The following is a 15,327-nucleotide window of genomic DNA, read 5'->3' as shown; positions in this document are numbered from 1 at the left end:
ACCGCGATATCCGGTATCCCCGGCCCACTGCCGGCGTTAGGGTCGTAACGGCTCACACTCATTACATTCCTCGGGAGGTTCACGGTGGCCGCACTGCGCCAGTACCTGGGTGTCTGGCGGATCCCCGGAGCCCCGATGCTGCTGGTCACCGGCATCATCGGGCGGCTCGGGATCGGCATGACGCCGCTGGCGCTGCTGCTGGTGGTCGAGCAGGTGACCGGGCGGTACGCGCTCGCCGCGGTGGCGGGAGGGATCTACGCGGTCGCCGGCGCCGTGCTCAGCCCGGTCGCCGGGCGGATCGCCGACCGCGTCGGCCCGAGCCCCATCCTGCTGGTCACCGCCGTGGCCCACCCGCTGGCACTCATCGGGCTGCTGATGGCCAGCCGGTCGGGCGACGACGCCCTTCCCGCCATCTACCTGGCCGCAGGCGTCGCCGGGGCGACCTACCCGCCGCTCACCGCCGCCATCCGTGGCGCGTGGAACGACCTGACCGGCCCCGGCTCCGACCGGTACCACCTGCGCAACACCGCCCTGGCCGCCGAGACCTCGCTGTTCGAGATCGTCTTCGTGCTCGGCCCGCTGCTCGTCGCCGGCTTCGTGCTGGTCGCCGACGCCGCGGCCGCCCTGATCGGCGCGGCGGTCGTCACCCTGGTCGGCACCACCGCCGTGGCCCTCGGCCGGGTGATGCGCGGCTGGCGTCCGCACCCCCGCGAGCACCACGCCCGGGGGCTCGGGCCGCTGCGGGTCGGCGGCTTCCCGGCCCTCCTGGTCTGCGTGTCCAGCCTCGGCATCGCGTTCGGCGCCGCGGGCGTGATCGTGCCCGCGTACGCCGGCAACCACACCGCCGACGACCCCGAGAGCCTGGCCGGCATCCTGCTCGCGGTCTGGGGGATCGGCAGCGCCGCTGGCGGGTTCTGGTTCGGTGTTCGCCGCCCGTCACCGAACATGACCCGGCAGTTCGCCATGCTGCTCGCCGCGCTCGCCGGCACCTTCGCGGTGTTCGCCGTCATGCCCACCCCGCTGGCGCTCGGCGTCGCGTTGGTCGTCGGTGGGGCCACCATCGCTCCCGCGCTCACCCTGGAGAACACCCTGGTCGGCCGGATCGCGCCGGCCGGCATGCTGAACGAGGCGTACACCTGGGTGGTCACCATGTCGGTGGCGGCGAGCGCCGCGGGCGGCGCCGTGGCCGGCCTGATCGTCGACCACGCCGGCGGGGTGCCATGGGCGTTCCTGTTCGCCGGGGCGGCGGTCGCCGTCGGGGCCGCGGTCGCGGGCCTGCCCGCCGGGCCCATCGCCAGGGCGGAAACCTCGACGGTACGCACCGAGGAGCCCGTCGCCGCCTGACCCGTCGCTGCCGCGCTGTCGGCGCCGGGGCCTGCCTTGATCGACTCGGCTTCCGTGCCCATCGGGATGGCGAGTTGGCGCGGAGCGCAGTTCTAGGGTCCTCGCCTGGGGCCTCTGCCCGGTGCGTGGCGTGTCAGGATTCCTCACGTGAAGCTTGATGATCTCGCGGGCCAGGTCAATGCCAAGTCTCGCCTTACTGGGAAATTCGTACTGCGTTCTGGGCGGGTAGCGAACGAGTATTTCGACAAGTATCAGTTCGAGGCAGACCCGAATCTGCTGGATGGCCTCGCGGCGCAGATGGTCGCCTTGGTGCCCGCCGAGACTGAGGTGCTAGCTGGCTTGGAGATGGGGGGCATCGCCGTCGTAACGGCACTCGGTCGCCACACCGGTCTGCCATGCGCGTTCGTGCGCAAGACCGCGAAACCTTACGGCACAGCTCGACTGGCCGAAGGGGCAGAGGTGGCCGGGCGGAGGGTGCTCGTTGTCGAAGACGTGGTGACCTCTGGCGGGCAGGTTGTGCTTTCGACTAGGGATCTACGAAGCCTGGGAGCACGCATCGATGCCGCCGTCTGTGTAATCGACCGCCAGGAGGGCGGAAGCGAGGCGCTGGCGGCCGAGGGAATCGCGCTGCGAGCACTCCTCACTCGCGCTGACCTCGGGGCACCCAGGGGGCACAAGACACCGTGAAACGTCGTCAAGCAGCTAGCACTCATGGCAGCCCGAGACGCCGCTTGAGCAGGTGTCCTGAGCCGTTCCCGCTGGCGACGGGACGGCAGCTCTGAGTTCCGCTTCAACGTCTGAAACCGGCCTATCCCCGGGAGTTGTTAGGGGTTGCCAGGGACCAGAACTACGCCCAAGGTGGGGTGTATCGGCTCACGTAGTCGTGAGCACGGGGGAGCGGGTCCTGCCAGTACTGGTGCGGCATGCGGGAGTGGTGCGTCTCGCAGAATTCGGCGAGACTGTCCGTGATCTTGACGCTCTCCAGCGGGCGGCCTTCGAAGGTTGTGTTGGCCGCCAGCAACTCCGGCTCGGAGTTCCAGCCTGAGTGATCGAACGCCCAGCTATTCCAGAGCGCGTAGGCGTGGAAGACCTGCCGGCCGCCTGCCAGGCGCACACCTGCGATCTCGATCGCCCGATCTGGGTAGGAGTCCCGGCACACCCAGGCCAGGATGTGACACGCTCCGGCAGCGAAGAAGGCCTGGTCCGTCCGGTCCCAGGCTATGCGCTGGTCCGATCGCTCAATTGCTGTCCGACGAAATGCACCCGCTGCTTCGGCCGCCACCGGCCAGACATTAGCGGGTTGTCCGACCGGTCGTGCATGCGCGACGCACCCCCCGATTGCAGCCGTAGGGGCCCGTTGGCAGGGGGCACGCCGGCTCCGGGCCGACGAGGACCCGGTCCAGGCCGTCGGAGGCCGATCGTGAGCCACCAACGACGACCATTGGTGACGACGCCTGCCCAGGTGACAAGCTGTGGTCGGCCCGATGACCAAGCCGCCCGCAGCCTTCTTACCTGTAGTTGGTGAACTGCAGCGCGACGCCGAAGTCTTCGCCCTTGAGCAGCGAGATGACGGCCTGGAGGTCGTCCTTCTTCTTCCCGGTGACCCGCAGCTGGTCGCCCTGGATCTGCGCCTGGACGCCCTTCGGGCCCTCGTCGCGGATCTTCTTGCCGATCGCCTTGGCCTTGTCCGAGTCGATGCCCTGGATGACCTTGCAGTCGATCTTGAACACCTTGCCGGACGGGCGCGCCTCGCCCGCGTCCAGAGACTTGAGCGAGATGTTCCGCTTGACCAGCTTCTCCTTGAACACGTCCAGGGCGGCACGGACCCGCTCCTCGGTCTCCGCCTGGAGGCCGATCGCCTCCTCGCCGGACCAGGAGATCTCCGCGCCGGTGCCGCGGAAGTCGAACCGCGTCGAGAGCTCCTTCTCCGCCTGGCGGAGGGCGTTGTCGACCTCCTGGCGGTCGACCTTGCTCACGATGTCGAAGGACGGGTTCGCTGGCATGCTTCTGCTCCTGCTGTCCGGCGGTCTGGGCCTGCAGTCGGCCGCCGACCAGCGGCACGACCCCCTGACCGTACCCGGTTGCGCCGATCCCGGGGTGAGCCGCTATCCTTGCTTCCGCCGCCGCGTTGCGACGCGGTGGGGTGCCCTGGCGGGTTGCCCGAGCGGCCAATGGGAGCGGACTGTAAATCCGTCGCGAAAGCTACAGAGGTTCGAATCCTCTACCCGCCACCAGGTGCACATGCGGCCCCTGAGCAGCAGAGATGCTGATCGGGGGCCGCTGTCGTTTGTCCGGCCGAGTCCGGCTCATTCCAGCCGGTGACGACTATTTGTGGGCAGATGGTGGGCGGGTCGATCTTGCCGCTGAGGGCTCCTTTGGGGCGGCAAAGGTTCGTGCTCGGCGGGATTTGCCAGGGATGGCGTGGGCCACCCGTGAGCGACCGGCTGAGGGTCACATGTTGGTCTAGCCGGCTGCAGCAGCTACGCCGGGGGCAAGCCCGTCCTCGGGTTGGACTGGCGCTGCAGTCGGAAGCCCTGCCCCTCGATCAGGTCGGCGCCTCCGGCTTCCGTACCGCCTGGCCGTGATCGTGCTGCTTCTCGATCGGCTGAATGGGGTGGCGGTCCAGCGCCTTGATCCAGAACAGAGCGAATCGGCAGTAAGGCGTCTAGATGGAATGCCAGCAAGGCGGTTGCTGACTAGTGAGTGCGCAGGTCAAGAGGCCTCATTGATCGAAGCCCGGCTCAGGCGATTGCCGCGGCGCTGTAACCGGTGCTGTCTAGCACTGGCGACCGTCTCGCCACAACTGTGTGCGGCTCGTCCGGCGTCGTCTGCCCGCGTACGGGAATCCGAGCGATCGTTCACGGCGTTCCCGGGCAGACTTCCTCGTTTGGGCTGGCTGCTGTCACCGGTGCAGTCGACTATCGCGCGCCGGCTGCTGTGCTCTCGCCGTTGCGTTTGTTGCCTAATGATTGTCTTTGCCCCTGGGCCCGTCGCGGCTACCGACGGCCTACGGCTGCTGTTCAGCGCCCGAGCGGTGGCATCATGAGCCATCAGTCTGAGGCGGGCGTCGGCCGCGTACGCGATGCTTTGGAGTGTGGATACGCAATCGGCTAAATCGATGTCGGACGCCTCGTTGGACGCGAGTGCAGCGCGAGTGCATGAGGTTGACAATGACCATATTTTGGCAGAGGTCGCCGAGTTGGTCGGCAAGGACGAACTCGCCGAAGCCGCCGAACTGTTGGTGAAGGCCCTGGCGCAACAGGGAGCGAGCGTGCTCCTGCTGAGGAGGCTGGCAACGGTCGAAAGTTTGCTGGGTCACTCCGACATGAGCCTTGCGCTGCTCAATCTCGCCGGCAGCATCGATGATTCCGATCTTGCAACGAAGGTTGATCAAGCGCAGCAGCTGTTGGAGCTCCGCTACTTTCACGGCGCTGTTGAGCTGCTGACGAACGTGGCGGAGGACGAACAGGATTTCCAGGCTCGCGAGGGGCTGGCCGAGGTGTATCAGGCAATGGGCATGTCAGCCCTTGCCTTGGACGCCTACGGCGAGGGGTGGCCGCCCTGGTCACGACAGCGGTGGGCTCGGTGGAGACTCTGGTGGCGTAGCGGCGGACCCTTTCGGCTGATCCGACGGCGACGGCGCAAGCAGGAGGAAGCGATGCTGCGGGACTGGCCGGCCGATGAGCCGGTGCCGCCGAGTCCGCCAGCCGACATAGAGAAACTCCTCAGCAGCGTGGCAGTGCTGGTCAACGAGGATCGGCGCGTGTTTGCCCTCCTGGAACACACTCACCGCCTGATCGAGACGGAAGAATTGGCGGTGGCTGCCGCTCTGCTCCGTGATGATCTGGAGGCGAACGGACCGAGCGCGGCCCTTCTCTGCAGGTTGGCATGGGTCATGCATCTGCAAGGCCAGGATTCTGCCGCCCTGTCACATCTCGACGAGGCAAGAAGGCTCAACCCCAGGGATTTAGAGACGGTACAGAACCTGGTGGGGATCCTGATCAGCCTCAAACGTTTCCGGGATGCGCTCGCCGTGGTCGACGGGATGCCACCACCCGACCGAAAGCACCCGGACGTTCGCGTCGCTGTCGGGGAGATCTACCGGGCCATGGGCCTCCCCGCTCTCTCGTTGCACGCATACGGCGATCCCTGGACGCTGCCCTCGTGGCACCGGAAGGGGCGACACCGCTACTGGTGGCGGTCGGGTGGGCCGCTTCGGCTGCTGTTATGGCGGCCACGCCGGCTTGAGGAAGGCGTGTTACGCAAGTGGAGGGGCTATACCCAGCATCTCCGGGTGCTCGACACTCTCCCTTGGCCGGCGCAGTTCGACCCAACAGAGATCGGCGCCAGGCTTGACTGGCACATCCAGCGGTCAGTCCTAATAGTGGAGCGATCTGAGGCGATCAAGCGGTGGGCGGGGCGCGCGGCGCTTTTGGGCGGTGGCCTCGTCGCCTGGCTCTCTTTATCCTTGGTCGCCCGCCGTGCCTGGCCGCACTCCCTCGCTTGGGCCGCTGTGATGGGCTTCATCGGCACGCTCGTCTCCTTCGGAGCCCTCCTCATCGTCTTTTTCCGTTTCGCCAACGCCACAACGTGGTACGGCGTACTGATGCGAGGTGCGCCCACCGGTCTGGTCATCTTGAGTAGCGGTTACGCGGTTACGCGGCTTCCGCCGCCGGCACCGGCCTGGTTTGACGTGGTTGGCGGCCTGCTCGCAGCAACCGCGGGCCTGGCTCTGTGCTATTTCGTGGCAGTCACTCCGTCTGCCATTTGGCAGACGGTGGGGCTGCGCCGGCTGTGGCGGCGCGGCCCCCGCGAGGACATTCTTGACGAACTTCTCGACATTCTTGATGGCCTGGCCCACCCGACTAGGCGGAACGAGTTGGATTGGCGCTCCGCATGGATGTCACGGCTGGAGCGGGCCGCCGTGACACTGGAACGACGACTGCCGGCTGCGCTCCGTCCGTCCGACCCAGTTACGGCCGCATGGTCCGCCGAACGAGCGCGCGGAGCCGCGGCAGCAGTTCGCCTCCTCAAGCGCCAGATCACAGCGCCCGTCGAGGGAAGTTGGGACCGCCTCACCGCAATCCTCCGGGATGAAGTTGTCGTCATTGCAACCGGAGATCTCGGCAAGCTGCGTTGGACGGCGCCGCCCAGCCCGGCCGCAGTCCGACGATCACGCTGGCGGACAGCCGTCGTCGTGCTTAGGAGCATCGCACTCGCGGCGGCACCGCTTGCCGTCGTCTTCGCCATTCAGCCCGTGCTTGGCCTTGAGGCGCAGATGCTTCAGTGGGCGAAAGTGACCGGTCTTGCCTGGGCTGTTCTATACCTCCTGCTCGCTGTTGACCCGACCGTCCGGGAAAAGATCGAAGCCGCCCAAGCGGTCGGTAGTCTGTTCGGCGCCACCGGCCCCGACCCCGGCCGTCCGGAGCGCAGGGAGCCGCACCAGGCTCGGTGATTCCTCCAGCCAAAGGAGAATTCGGGCAGTGCCGGTGGATGCAGGCGACCCTCCCTCCCTGGGCCTCATCCGCACGTGTCCGTTCGGGCTCGTTGCGCAGCCGCGACGTTCGGTGCCGGGAGGGTGTCCTTCGACGAGGCGACGTTCAACGGGGGGCAGGTGTTCTTCGGTGGGGCGACGTTCGGCGGCGGCGAGGTGTCCTTCGACGGCGCGGTCTTTGGTGGCGGGCAGGTGTCGTTCCGCCGGGCGACCTTCAGTGGTGGGCAGGTGCTCCTGGGTGCGGCGCTCATCCACGTGCCACCAGTGTTCGATGCCTGGCCGGGCGGGGCTCCGCCGGAGGGTCTGGTCCTGCCGGAAGCAAGCGCTTGAGCGCGGGGCGGCGCCAACCTCGTCAACCACTGGTCGTGCCGGCCCGGGAGGGACACGAGGCTAGCGGTGCTGGTCGAGCAGGGAAACGGCCAGGAGTCGGGAGGCGGTCCATCGATATCATTAACAGCGGGCGGATCGGTGAATCCGTCGCGAAGGCTACAGACGTTCGAATCTTCCATCCGTCAGCATGAATAATCGAAGGCGTCCGATCCTATGGATCGGAGGCCGCTGTTGTGTTCAACTGGTCACCGGCCGCGAGTCCGCCGAACCGGTGGCTCTCGTCACGACCTGACGCGCAGGCGCAAGGAGCTCGGAACGCCTGACGGACCCGCCGGCTTTGCGTCGGAGGCGGGCTTTGCCCCTGGTCGGGGCATCCGTGACGTTGATGCAATTTGCGGCTATAACTTGAACACGCATCATCTGAGCGGCGTCCAGGACGAGCCGACGACCTTGCTGGGCATCCGTCCGAGACGGGTCCAGGGGCGGCTGGTCGGGCCCGTCGCGCTCAGCCGTCCGACCGCTTTGCGGGTTGCTCGGGGTGTGGCACCATCGTGGAATCTTGCCTTCCCGACACCCTGCCAATAGGAGTACGTGATGTCTGGTCAAAGGCTGGCCCGGCGGGCCGGCATGGTGTTCGCAGTCCTGGTTCTCGCAGTGATGGCCGGCGGCACCTCCGGTTTCGGGGAGTTCCAAGCATTCGACTTCGTCTGGACGGCACCGCTCCACTAGTTCGAGGCAGGCGGCACTGAGGCTGAGGTCGACGGTGCCCCCAGCTTCGCGCACCGGCCGTGTGCGGTTCTGTGGCAGTGACCGGTAAGGAGTGGTATGGCCGACCGCCGGTCCGTGTCGGGTGGCTCGGGGTCTCCTCGACGCTCGGCCCAGAACGCATGGTTCATCACCGGCCCCCTGGCCTTCGCGGCCGCCATCTTCTCGATGACGATCGGGCTGGTCAGCCAGGAGCCCTTCGGGTCCTGGGGGCTCGCCGCGGTCCTGCTGGCCGTGATGGTGGTCGCCGGCCTGCCGATGCTCAACTTCGTCATCGGGCGCCAGTCCTTCGGTTCGCGGCTCACCGAGATCCCCCTCGTCCTGGCGTTCTTCTTCCTGCCGCCACTCATGGTGGTGATGGCGTACACGCTGTCGACGCTGATCAGCCACCTGCGTTACCGCTTCGGCGTGGCCAAGCTGGCGTTCAACGTCGCCAACGCCTCCGCCGCCGCGTCGCTGGCCGGCCTCGTGCTGCTGGCGCTCCCGCCGGTGGACGGCGTCGGCCCACGGACGTGGGGCGTGCTGTTCGTGTCCGTCAGCACCATCCTCGTGTCGACGCTCGCCGGCGTGGCCGGCGTGATCGCGATCATGCACGGCTGGCAGGCGGCCGTGGGCGTGCTGCGCAACGCGTTGCCGCCGCTGCTGACCTCCGGTGTCAACATCGTGGTCGGGCTGGTCGTTCTGATCGCGGTGCGCAGCACCTGGTGGTCGGCTGTGCTGATCGTCGTGCTCGCGGTCGCGCTCGCGAAGGTCTACCGGTCGTACGAGCAGTTCTTCCGTCAGCACCGCACCCTCGGCGACATGTACGAGCTCACCAAGGCGATGACCGCCAACGGGCAGAGCGGCAACCTGGCCGACGTCCTGCTCGGCCGGATCCGCGCGCTGATGCAGGCCGAGTACGCCACGCTGTGGCTGCCGGCCCAGGGGCGCCACCCCGAGGTGATGCTGACGGCGCGGGTCGACGACGCGGGCCTGCTGGACACGTCGCCCACTCCGGTCGTCGTGCGTGAGGAGGCCCGGCGTCAGCGGCGCAGTCTGGCGATGGGGGTTCGCCTCGGTGACGAGGAGAGCCTGCGACCGTCGCTGCGCAGCACCGGGGTGAAGGACATCATCGTGGTGCCGCTCTACTCCGGCCAGGCGGTGATCGGCACCCTCGAGGTCGTCAACCGGCTCAGCGACGTCGGTCACTTCACGCCCGGCGACATCCCCGTCTTCGAGACGGTGGCCGCGCACGCGGCGGTGGCCCTGGAAAACTCCCGGCTCGTCGACCGGCTTCGGCACGACGCGTACCACGACGCCCTGACCACGCTCCCCAACCGCCGGCGCATCGCGGCCGCGTTGGACGAGTCGGTCAAGATCCGTACCCCGGGTGAGGTGGTCGCCGCGCTGCTCTTCGACGTGGACGGGTTGCGGCAGGTCAACGAATCGCTCGGTCACGCGGCGGGGGACAAGGTCCTCGCCGAGGTCGCGAAGCGGTTGCGGGCCAGCGCGCCCTCGTCGGCCCTGGTCGGTCGCGTCGGTGGGGACGAGTTCCTGGTGACGCTGCGGTTGGAGAGCGCCGACGCGGCGCTGCAGCTGGCGGGTCAACTGCGCGACCAGATCCGTGACGAGATGGTCTTCGACGCGCTCACCCTTGACGTGAACACCGCGGTCGGGGTGGCCGTCCATCCGGACCACGGCAGCGATGCCGCGACCCTGCTGCTCCGGGTCGACCTCGCCGCCACGGCCGCCAAGTCGGTGCCGGGCAGCGTGCAGCTGTTCAACCCGGCCCTGGAGTCCCGGTCGCTGCGCCGGCTCGGCCTCGCCGGCGACCTGCGGCGAGCGTTGGACCAGGACGAGCTGGAGGTCTACTTCCAGCCCAAGGTGACTCTGCGGGACCGCCACCTCGTGGGTGTCGAGTGTCTGGCCCGGTGGGAGCACCCGACCCACGGCACCGTCGCCCCCGAGGACTTCGTGGCGGTGGCCGAGCACACCGGTCAGTTGAGCCGGCTCACCGAGGTGGTGCTCCGCGAGGGGCTGCGGCGCAGCCGGGACTGGGCCCAGGCGGACCAGCCGCTGTCCATCGCGGTCAACCTCGCCGCCCGTACGCTGACCGACGAGCACTTCCCGGACCGGGTGCACGAGCTGCTGACCGAGTACGGGGTGCCGGCGCAGCGCCTCACCCTGGAGATCACCGAGGCGGGGGTGCTGGACGGCACGGACCGGCCCATCCCGACCCTGCGCCGGCTGCGCGATCTCGGCGTCCGGCTGTCGGTGGACGACTTCGGCACCGGCGACTCGTCCCTGGCCCACCTCCGCCGGCTGCCGGTGCACGAGGTCAAGGTGGACCGCTCCTTCGTGCAGGGCATGGCGACCGACCCGGGGGACCTGGCCATCGTCAACGCGGTGGTGACCCTGTCCCAGCAGTTCGGCCTGGCCGTGGTCGCCGAGGGCGTGGAGAGCGAGCTGACCCTGGAGCTGCTCCAGGACATCGGCTGCGAGATCGGTCAGGGCTTCCTGTTCAGCCGGCCGCTGCCGTACGAGCGGCTGGCCGCCTGGTTCGGGGCCCAGGCCGACCCCGAGTCGATCTCCAGCGGGGAGCTCCCACGCCTGCGTGTCGTGCCCTGAGCTGGGTGTAAACGATCACGGGGGATCCGATTTCACCTGCCGGGCCGGGCCGTGTACTCTTACCTCTGCGCGCCCCACGGGGAGATCGCGCAGGCCCCCTTAGCTCAGTCGGCAGAGCGTCTCCATGGTAAGGAGAAGGTCTACGGTTCGATTCCGTAAGGGGGCTCGAGGGTTCAGCTGGACCCACCGCGGCGGTGTAGCTCAGATGGCAGAGCAAGCGGCTCATAATCGCTGTGTCGCCGGTTCAAGTCCGGCCACCGCTACTCTCGTCTTCCGGGCTCGGTCCCGGTGGTCGTGGGGATGGGCGCCACTGGCGCCCACTTTGCATGTCCGCGCAGTCAGCGACTAGGCTGGCGCGTCGTAGTTTGTTTCCGTTAGCGAGGAAGGCACTCCGCCGTGGCGAAGGCTACCGATGTCCGGCCGAAGATCACTTTGGCGTGTGTGGAGTGCAAGGAGCGCAACTACATCACGCGCAAGAACCGTCGTAACGACCCCGACCGCATCGAGCTGAAGAAGTTCTGCCCGCGCGACGGTCGGCACACGGTCCACCGCGAGACCCGCTGACCTGCGGCCGGCTTCCGCGCCGGCCATTGTTGACGCTTTCCCGATCGCCGATCTGACCGGGCCGGCGCGGCTCCGCCGCCGCCGACCGAGCAGATCGGCGATTGTGTTTCCGTGTAGGTTCGCGGCATGTCTCTGGACCCTTCCTTCGTCGGCCGGACCTATCCGCCGACCGCCCCCTACCAGGTGGGCCGAGAAAAGATCCGTGAGTTCGCCACCGCCATCGGCGCCACCGACCCGGTCCACCACGACCCGGCGGCGGCCCAGGCGCTGGGCCACCCCGACGTGGTCGCCCCGCCGACCTTTCCGGTGGTCGTCACGATGGCGGCGAGCCGCCAGATCGTCGAGGACCCGGCGCTCGGCGTCGACTACAGCCGCGTGGTGCACGGCGACCAGCGGTTCGCGTACACCCGGCCGGTCGTGGCCGGTGACGAGCTGGTCTGCGCCAGCACCATCGAGGATGTCAGCACCCGGGGCGGGCACGGCTTCCTGACCACCCGCACCGACGTGAGCACCGTCGCCGGCGAGCCGGTGGTCGCCGTCTGGTCCAAGATCGTCGTACGTGGGGAGGCGTGAGATGGAGCTGCCAGCCAAGACGTTCCAGGTGACCCGCGCGGACCTGGTCCGCTACGCCGGCGCCTCGGGTGACTTCAACCCGATCCACTGGAGCGACCGGTTCGCCACCAAGGTGGGTCTGCCCGGGGTGATCGCGCACGGCATGTTCACGATGGCGCTGGTCGGCCGGGCGATCACCGAGTGGGCCGGGGCGCCCGACGCGGTGGTCGACTACAACGTCCGGTTCACCCGGCCGGTGGTGGTGCCCGACGACGACCAGGGGACCGAGATCGAGGTCACCGCGGTGGTCCGCGAGGTGACGGAGGACGGCCTCACCCGGCTCGAGGTGACCGCCACCTGTCTCGGCGAGAAGGTGCTCTCGCAGGCCCGGGCCACCATCCGGACGGCACGCTGAGTCTCCCCGCCACGCGTGGCGGGGAGACCGGTTGGGAAAGTCGGGCGGCTACCCGTACACTGGTCCGCCGTGGGGCAAGTGACCCCTGCTCGGTCGTCTGTGGCCGCGTGGGGCGAGTGTTGCCGCACAGGGGTGTAGCTCAATTGGCAGAGCAGCGGTCTCCAAAACCGCAGGCTGCAGGTTCAAGTCCTGTCACCCCTGCGCCTCAGGCCTGACCGTTCCCGTGGGTCGCGCCGCCGACTGGCGGCGTCCGGCCCGTGGTGGTGGCATTGGCGGGGTGGTCCCGAGGCATCGGGCCCCCCGGTTGATCCACCGGCCGCGGCCCGTCGCGGGACGGTTGGTCCGGCCGGCGTGACCAGCGCCGCGCACGCCGCCCGGCGTGCGACCCGAGATTCCGCGACGGAGGGCGAAGTGGCCGACAACAAGCGGCGCGGCGAGGACGCCGGCGACGATCGTCTGGACGACGAGGTCGTCGACGACGTAGCCGACGACGATGCCACCAGCGCGGACGAGCCGGTTTCCCGGGGAGGCACCGCCACGCGGTCCCGTGCCCGGGCGGAGTCGGCGGACAGCCGGCCCACGACCCGGTCGGAGACCGGTCGGGTGGGCGTCTTCGGCCGCATCGCCCGGTTTTTCCGCGAGGTGGTGGCCGAACTGCGTAAGGTCATCTGGCCGACGCGCAAGGAGTTGCTGACCTACACGGCCGTGGTGGTGACGTTCGTCGCGGTGATGCTGACGATCGTGGGTGTGCTGGACTACGGCTTCGCCAAGGTCGTGCTGTTTGTCTTCGGCAACTCGAGCTGACCGGCTGCCTCCAGAGCCGATAGTGACGGAAGTGAGCGAGCGTGCCTGAGTACGACGAGACCGCCGGACCGGTGGACGAGCAGTCCACGGTCGCGACGGCGGCTGGTGACGAGTCGGTTGAGGCCGCCAGCGAGCCGGAGTTCCCAACCACTGAGCCCGCGCCCGACGAGGACTATGACGCGGTCGCCGAGCTGAGGCAGAAGCTGCGCTACGCGCCGGGTGACTGGTACGTGGTGCACTCGTACGCCGGCTATGAGAACAAGGTCAAGACCAACCTCGAGACCCGGATCACGAGCCTCGACATGGAGGACTTCATCTACCAGGTCGAGGTGCCGACCCGGGAAGAGGTCGAGGTCAAGAACGGCAAGCGTTCTCAGATCCAGGCCAAGGTCTTCCCGGGTTACATCCTGGTCCGGATGGAGTTGACCGCCGAGTCCTACTCCTGCGTCCGGAACACCCCGGGCGTGACCGGCTTCGTCGGTGCGACCGACCGGGCCGACCGGCCCGCGCCGCTCTCGCTCGACGAGGTGCTGAAGTGGCTGGCACCGGCGATCGAGACCGAGCAGAAGAAGGCGAAGCCCGAGATCAAGGTTCTCGACTTCGAGGTGGGCGACTCGGTCACGGTCACCGACGGCGCGTTCGCGTCGCTGCCGGCCACGATCAGCGAGATCAACGCCGACCAGCAGAAGCTCAAGGTGCTGGTGTCGATCTTCGGCCGGGAGACCCCGGTGGAGCTCAACTTCAACCAGGTCGCCAAGATCTGACCGGTCGTCGGCGGCGGGCGCGGCCCGCCGCCGACGTCTGCGTACGCCCTCCCGCTCGACCTCGGCGGACGAGCGGACTGCGGCCTGCGCTACTCTTGAACGTCGCCGCTGTCGCACCGCGCTGACCGTGCGCGCCCCGAGAGCGGTGTCAAGCCGCATTTTCCCAGCTCCAAGCCCCAGGAAGTGACATGCCTCCGAAGAAGAAGCTCGTCAAGACGTTCACGCTTCAGTTGCCGGCGGGCCAGGCCACGCCGGCGCCGCCGGTCGGCCCCGCGCTCGGCCAGCACGGCGTGAACATCATGGAGTTCTGCAAGTCCTACAACGCGCAGACCGAGTCCCAGCGGGGCGACATCGTCCCCGCCGAGATCAGCGTGTACGAGGACCGGTCCTTCACCTTCGTGCTGAAGACCCCGCCCGCCGCCCGGCTGCTGATCAAGGCTGCCGGTGTGCAGAAGGGCTCGGGCGTTCCGCAGAGCGAGAAGGTCGGTTCGGTCAGCCGGGCCCAGCTGCGTGAGATCGCCGAGAAGAAGATGGCCGACCTCAACGCCAACGACCTGGACCAGGCCGAGAAGATCATCGCCGGCACCGCCCGGTCGATGGGCATCACCGTCAACGACTGACCTCGGCCCCGGCCGACGACCCATCGTGGGAGGGCCCGCGCCGAGCGGCCCGCCAGAGACCACAGGAGTAATCAGCAATGCAGCGCAGCAAGAGCTACCGCAAGGCCGCCGACGTCATCGACCGGTCCAAGCTCTACACCCCCGCCGAGGCCGTGAAGCTGGCCAAGGAGACCACCAACGTCAAGTTCGACGCCACGGTCGAGGTCGCCATGCGCCTCGGCGTCGACCCCCGCAAGGCGGACCAGATGGTCCGCGGCACGGTCAACCTGCCGCACGGCACCGGTAAGACCGCCCGCGTGATCGTGTTCGCCGGCGGTGCGAAGGCCGATGAGGCCGTCGCCGCGGGTGCGGACGAGGTGGGCACCGACGAGCTGGTCGCCCGGATCCAGGGTGGTTGGCTCGACTTCGACGCGGCGATCGCCACGCCGGACCAGATGGCCAAGATCGGCCGGATCGCGCGGATCCTGGGCCCGCGCGGTCTCATGCCGAACCCGAAGACCGGCACGGTGACCATGGACGTCACCAAGGCGGTGCAGGACATCAAGGGCGGCAAGATCACCTTCCGGGTGGACAAGCACTCCAACCTGCACCTGATCATCGGCAAGGCCTCCTTCTCGGAGAGCCAGCTGGTGGACAACTACGCCGCGGTGCTCGACGAGGTGCTGCGCGCCAAGCCGTCCGCGGCGAAGGGCAAGTACCTCCGCAAGGTCATCCTGACCACCACGATGGGCCCCGGCGTGCCGGTCGACCCGAACCTGGTGAAGAACCTCACTGAGGAGTCGGCCGAGGCCTGAGCCGACACTCCGCTCCACCGGGGCGCCGCCACGACTGTGGCGGCGCCCCGGCGCGTCTGAGGTGTGGCACTCTCGACCGCATGCGGCTGGAGAACGTCTGGTTGCGGTACCACCGGCGCGGTCCGTGGGTGCTGCGGGGCGTGGACGTGCGGATCGGTCCCGGTGAGGTGGCGGTCGTGCTGGGCCGCAACGGGGTGGGCAAGTCGACCCTGCTCCAGGTGGCCGCCGGGGTGCTCCGGCCGGGCCGGGGCCGGGTCACCGACCGGCCCGGGCG

Annotated in this window: 16 protein-coding genes and 4 tRNA genes; 18 read left to right on the top strand and 2 right to left on the bottom strand. The window is 68.5% G+C overall.

Annotation, left to right across the window (positions count from 1 at the left end):
* The first annotated feature begins 84 nt into the window (after positions 1-84).
* Complete coding sequence (locus DKT68_RS05620) at positions 85-1,344, top strand: MFS transporter (protein WP_109816354.1); 1,260 nt, start codon at positions 85-87, stop codon at positions 1,342-1,344.
* A gap of 147 nt (positions 1,345-1,491) precedes the next feature.
* Entirely contained in the window at positions 1,492-2,031 is a 540-nt protein-coding gene (locus tag DKT68_RS05615; protein ID WP_109816353.1) for an orotate phosphoribosyltransferase, read from the top strand.
* 160 nt (positions 2,032-2,191) lie between these two features.
* On the opposite strand, the gene DKT68_RS05610 is transcribed toward DKT68_RS05615, so the two are convergent.
* Positions 2,192-2,626, bottom strand: a complete 435-nt coding sequence (locus DKT68_RS05610) for a hypothetical protein (RefSeq protein WP_109816352.1) — start codon at positions 2,624-2,626, stop codon at positions 2,192-2,194.
* Between the two features lie 226 nt (positions 2,627-2,852).
* Positions 2,853-3,347, bottom strand: coding sequence for a YajQ family cyclic di-GMP-binding protein (locus DKT68_RS05605; RefSeq protein WP_109816351.1), 495 nt, complete (start codon positions 3,345-3,347; stop codon positions 2,853-2,855).
* A gap of 147 nt (positions 3,348-3,494) precedes the next feature.
* Here DKT68_RS05605 and DKT68_RS05600 point away from each other — a divergent pair.
* From DKT68_RS05600 to DKT68_RS05525, 16 genes are all read left to right on the top strand, one after another.
* A tRNA-Tyr gene (locus DKT68_RS05600) sits at positions 3,495-3,578 on the top strand.
* An 860-nt stretch (positions 3,579-4,438) separates the two neighbouring features.
* Entirely contained in the window at positions 4,439-6,799 is a 2,361-nt protein-coding gene (locus DKT68_RS05590) for a tetratricopeptide repeat protein (RefSeq protein WP_161556623.1), read from the top strand.
* Positions 6,800-6,922: 123 nt separating this feature from the next.
* Positions 6,923-7,168 carry a pentapeptide repeat-containing protein gene (locus DKT68_RS05585; protein ID WP_109816348.1) on the top strand — a complete coding sequence of 82 codons (246 nt, stop codon included), beginning with the start codon at positions 6,923-6,925 and terminating at the stop codon, positions 7,166-7,168.
* Between the two features lie 594 nt (positions 7,169-7,762).
* On the top strand, positions 7,763-7,897 hold the full coding sequence (locus tag DKT68_RS32345; RefSeq protein WP_269089836.1) for a hypothetical protein: 135 nt from the start codon (positions 7,763-7,765) through the stop codon (positions 7,895-7,897).
* A 96-nt stretch (positions 7,898-7,993) separates the two neighbouring features.
* Positions 7,994-10,540, top strand: coding sequence for a putative bifunctional diguanylate cyclase/phosphodiesterase (locus DKT68_RS05580; RefSeq protein WP_109816347.1), 2,547 nt, complete (start codon positions 7,994-7,996; stop codon positions 10,538-10,540).
* A 93-nt stretch (positions 10,541-10,633) separates the two neighbouring features.
* A tRNA-Thr gene (locus DKT68_RS05575) sits at positions 10,634-10,706 on the top strand.
* A gap of 24 nt (positions 10,707-10,730) precedes the next feature.
* Positions 10,731-10,803: transfer RNA gene (locus DKT68_RS05570), tRNA-Met, on the top strand.
* Between the two features lie 133 nt (positions 10,804-10,936).
* On the top strand, positions 10,937-11,104 hold the full coding sequence (rpmG, locus tag DKT68_RS05565) for a 50S ribosomal protein L33 (RefSeq protein ID WP_007073056.1): 168 nt from the start codon (positions 10,937-10,939) through the stop codon (positions 11,102-11,104).
* Between the two features lie 126 nt (positions 11,105-11,230).
* Positions 11,231-11,677, top strand: a complete 447-nt coding sequence (locus tag DKT68_RS05560; protein WP_109816346.1) for a MaoC family dehydratase N-terminal domain-containing protein — start codon at positions 11,231-11,233, stop codon at positions 11,675-11,677.
* A gap of 1 nt (position 11,678) precedes the next feature.
* Entirely contained in the window at positions 11,679-12,071 is a 393-nt protein-coding gene (locus DKT68_RS05555) for a MaoC family dehydratase (RefSeq protein ID WP_109816345.1), read from the top strand.
* A gap of 128 nt (positions 12,072-12,199) precedes the next feature.
* A tRNA-Trp gene (locus DKT68_RS05550) sits at positions 12,200-12,272 on the top strand.
* 210 nt (positions 12,273-12,482) lie between these two features.
* Positions 12,483-12,875 (top strand): preprotein translocase subunit SecE, encoded by a 393-nt coding sequence (gene secE / locus DKT68_RS05545; RefSeq protein WP_109816344.1) that lies wholly within the window; start codon positions 12,483-12,485, stop codon positions 12,873-12,875.
* Between the two features lie 41 nt (positions 12,876-12,916).
* Entirely contained in the window at positions 12,917-13,639 is a 723-nt protein-coding gene (gene nusG, locus DKT68_RS05540; RefSeq protein WP_109816343.1) for a transcription termination/antitermination protein NusG, read from the top strand.
* Positions 13,640-13,827: 188 nt separating this feature from the next.
* Complete coding sequence (rplK, locus tag DKT68_RS05535; protein ID WP_053653970.1) at positions 13,828-14,259, top strand: 50S ribosomal protein L11; 432 nt, start codon at positions 13,828-13,830, stop codon at positions 14,257-14,259.
* A gap of 77 nt (positions 14,260-14,336) precedes the next feature.
* On the top strand, positions 14,337-15,053 hold the full coding sequence (rplA, locus tag DKT68_RS05530) for a 50S ribosomal protein L1 (protein ID WP_109816342.1): 717 nt from the start codon (positions 14,337-14,339) through the stop codon (positions 15,051-15,053).
* Positions 15,054-15,133: 80 nt separating this feature from the next.
* Positions 15,134-15,327 (top strand): ATP-binding cassette domain-containing protein (locus DKT68_RS05525; protein ID WP_146218290.1); only part of this gene is annotated, 194 nt, incomplete at its 3' end.

The organism is Micromonospora acroterricola (genome assembly GCF_003172955.1).
GTDB classification, from domain to species: Bacteria; Actinomycetota; Actinomycetes; order Mycobacteriales; family Micromonosporaceae; genus Micromonospora; species Micromonospora acroterricola.
Note: the sequence above shows the minus strand (reverse complement) of the source record. Positions and strands in the feature narration are given on the sequence as shown.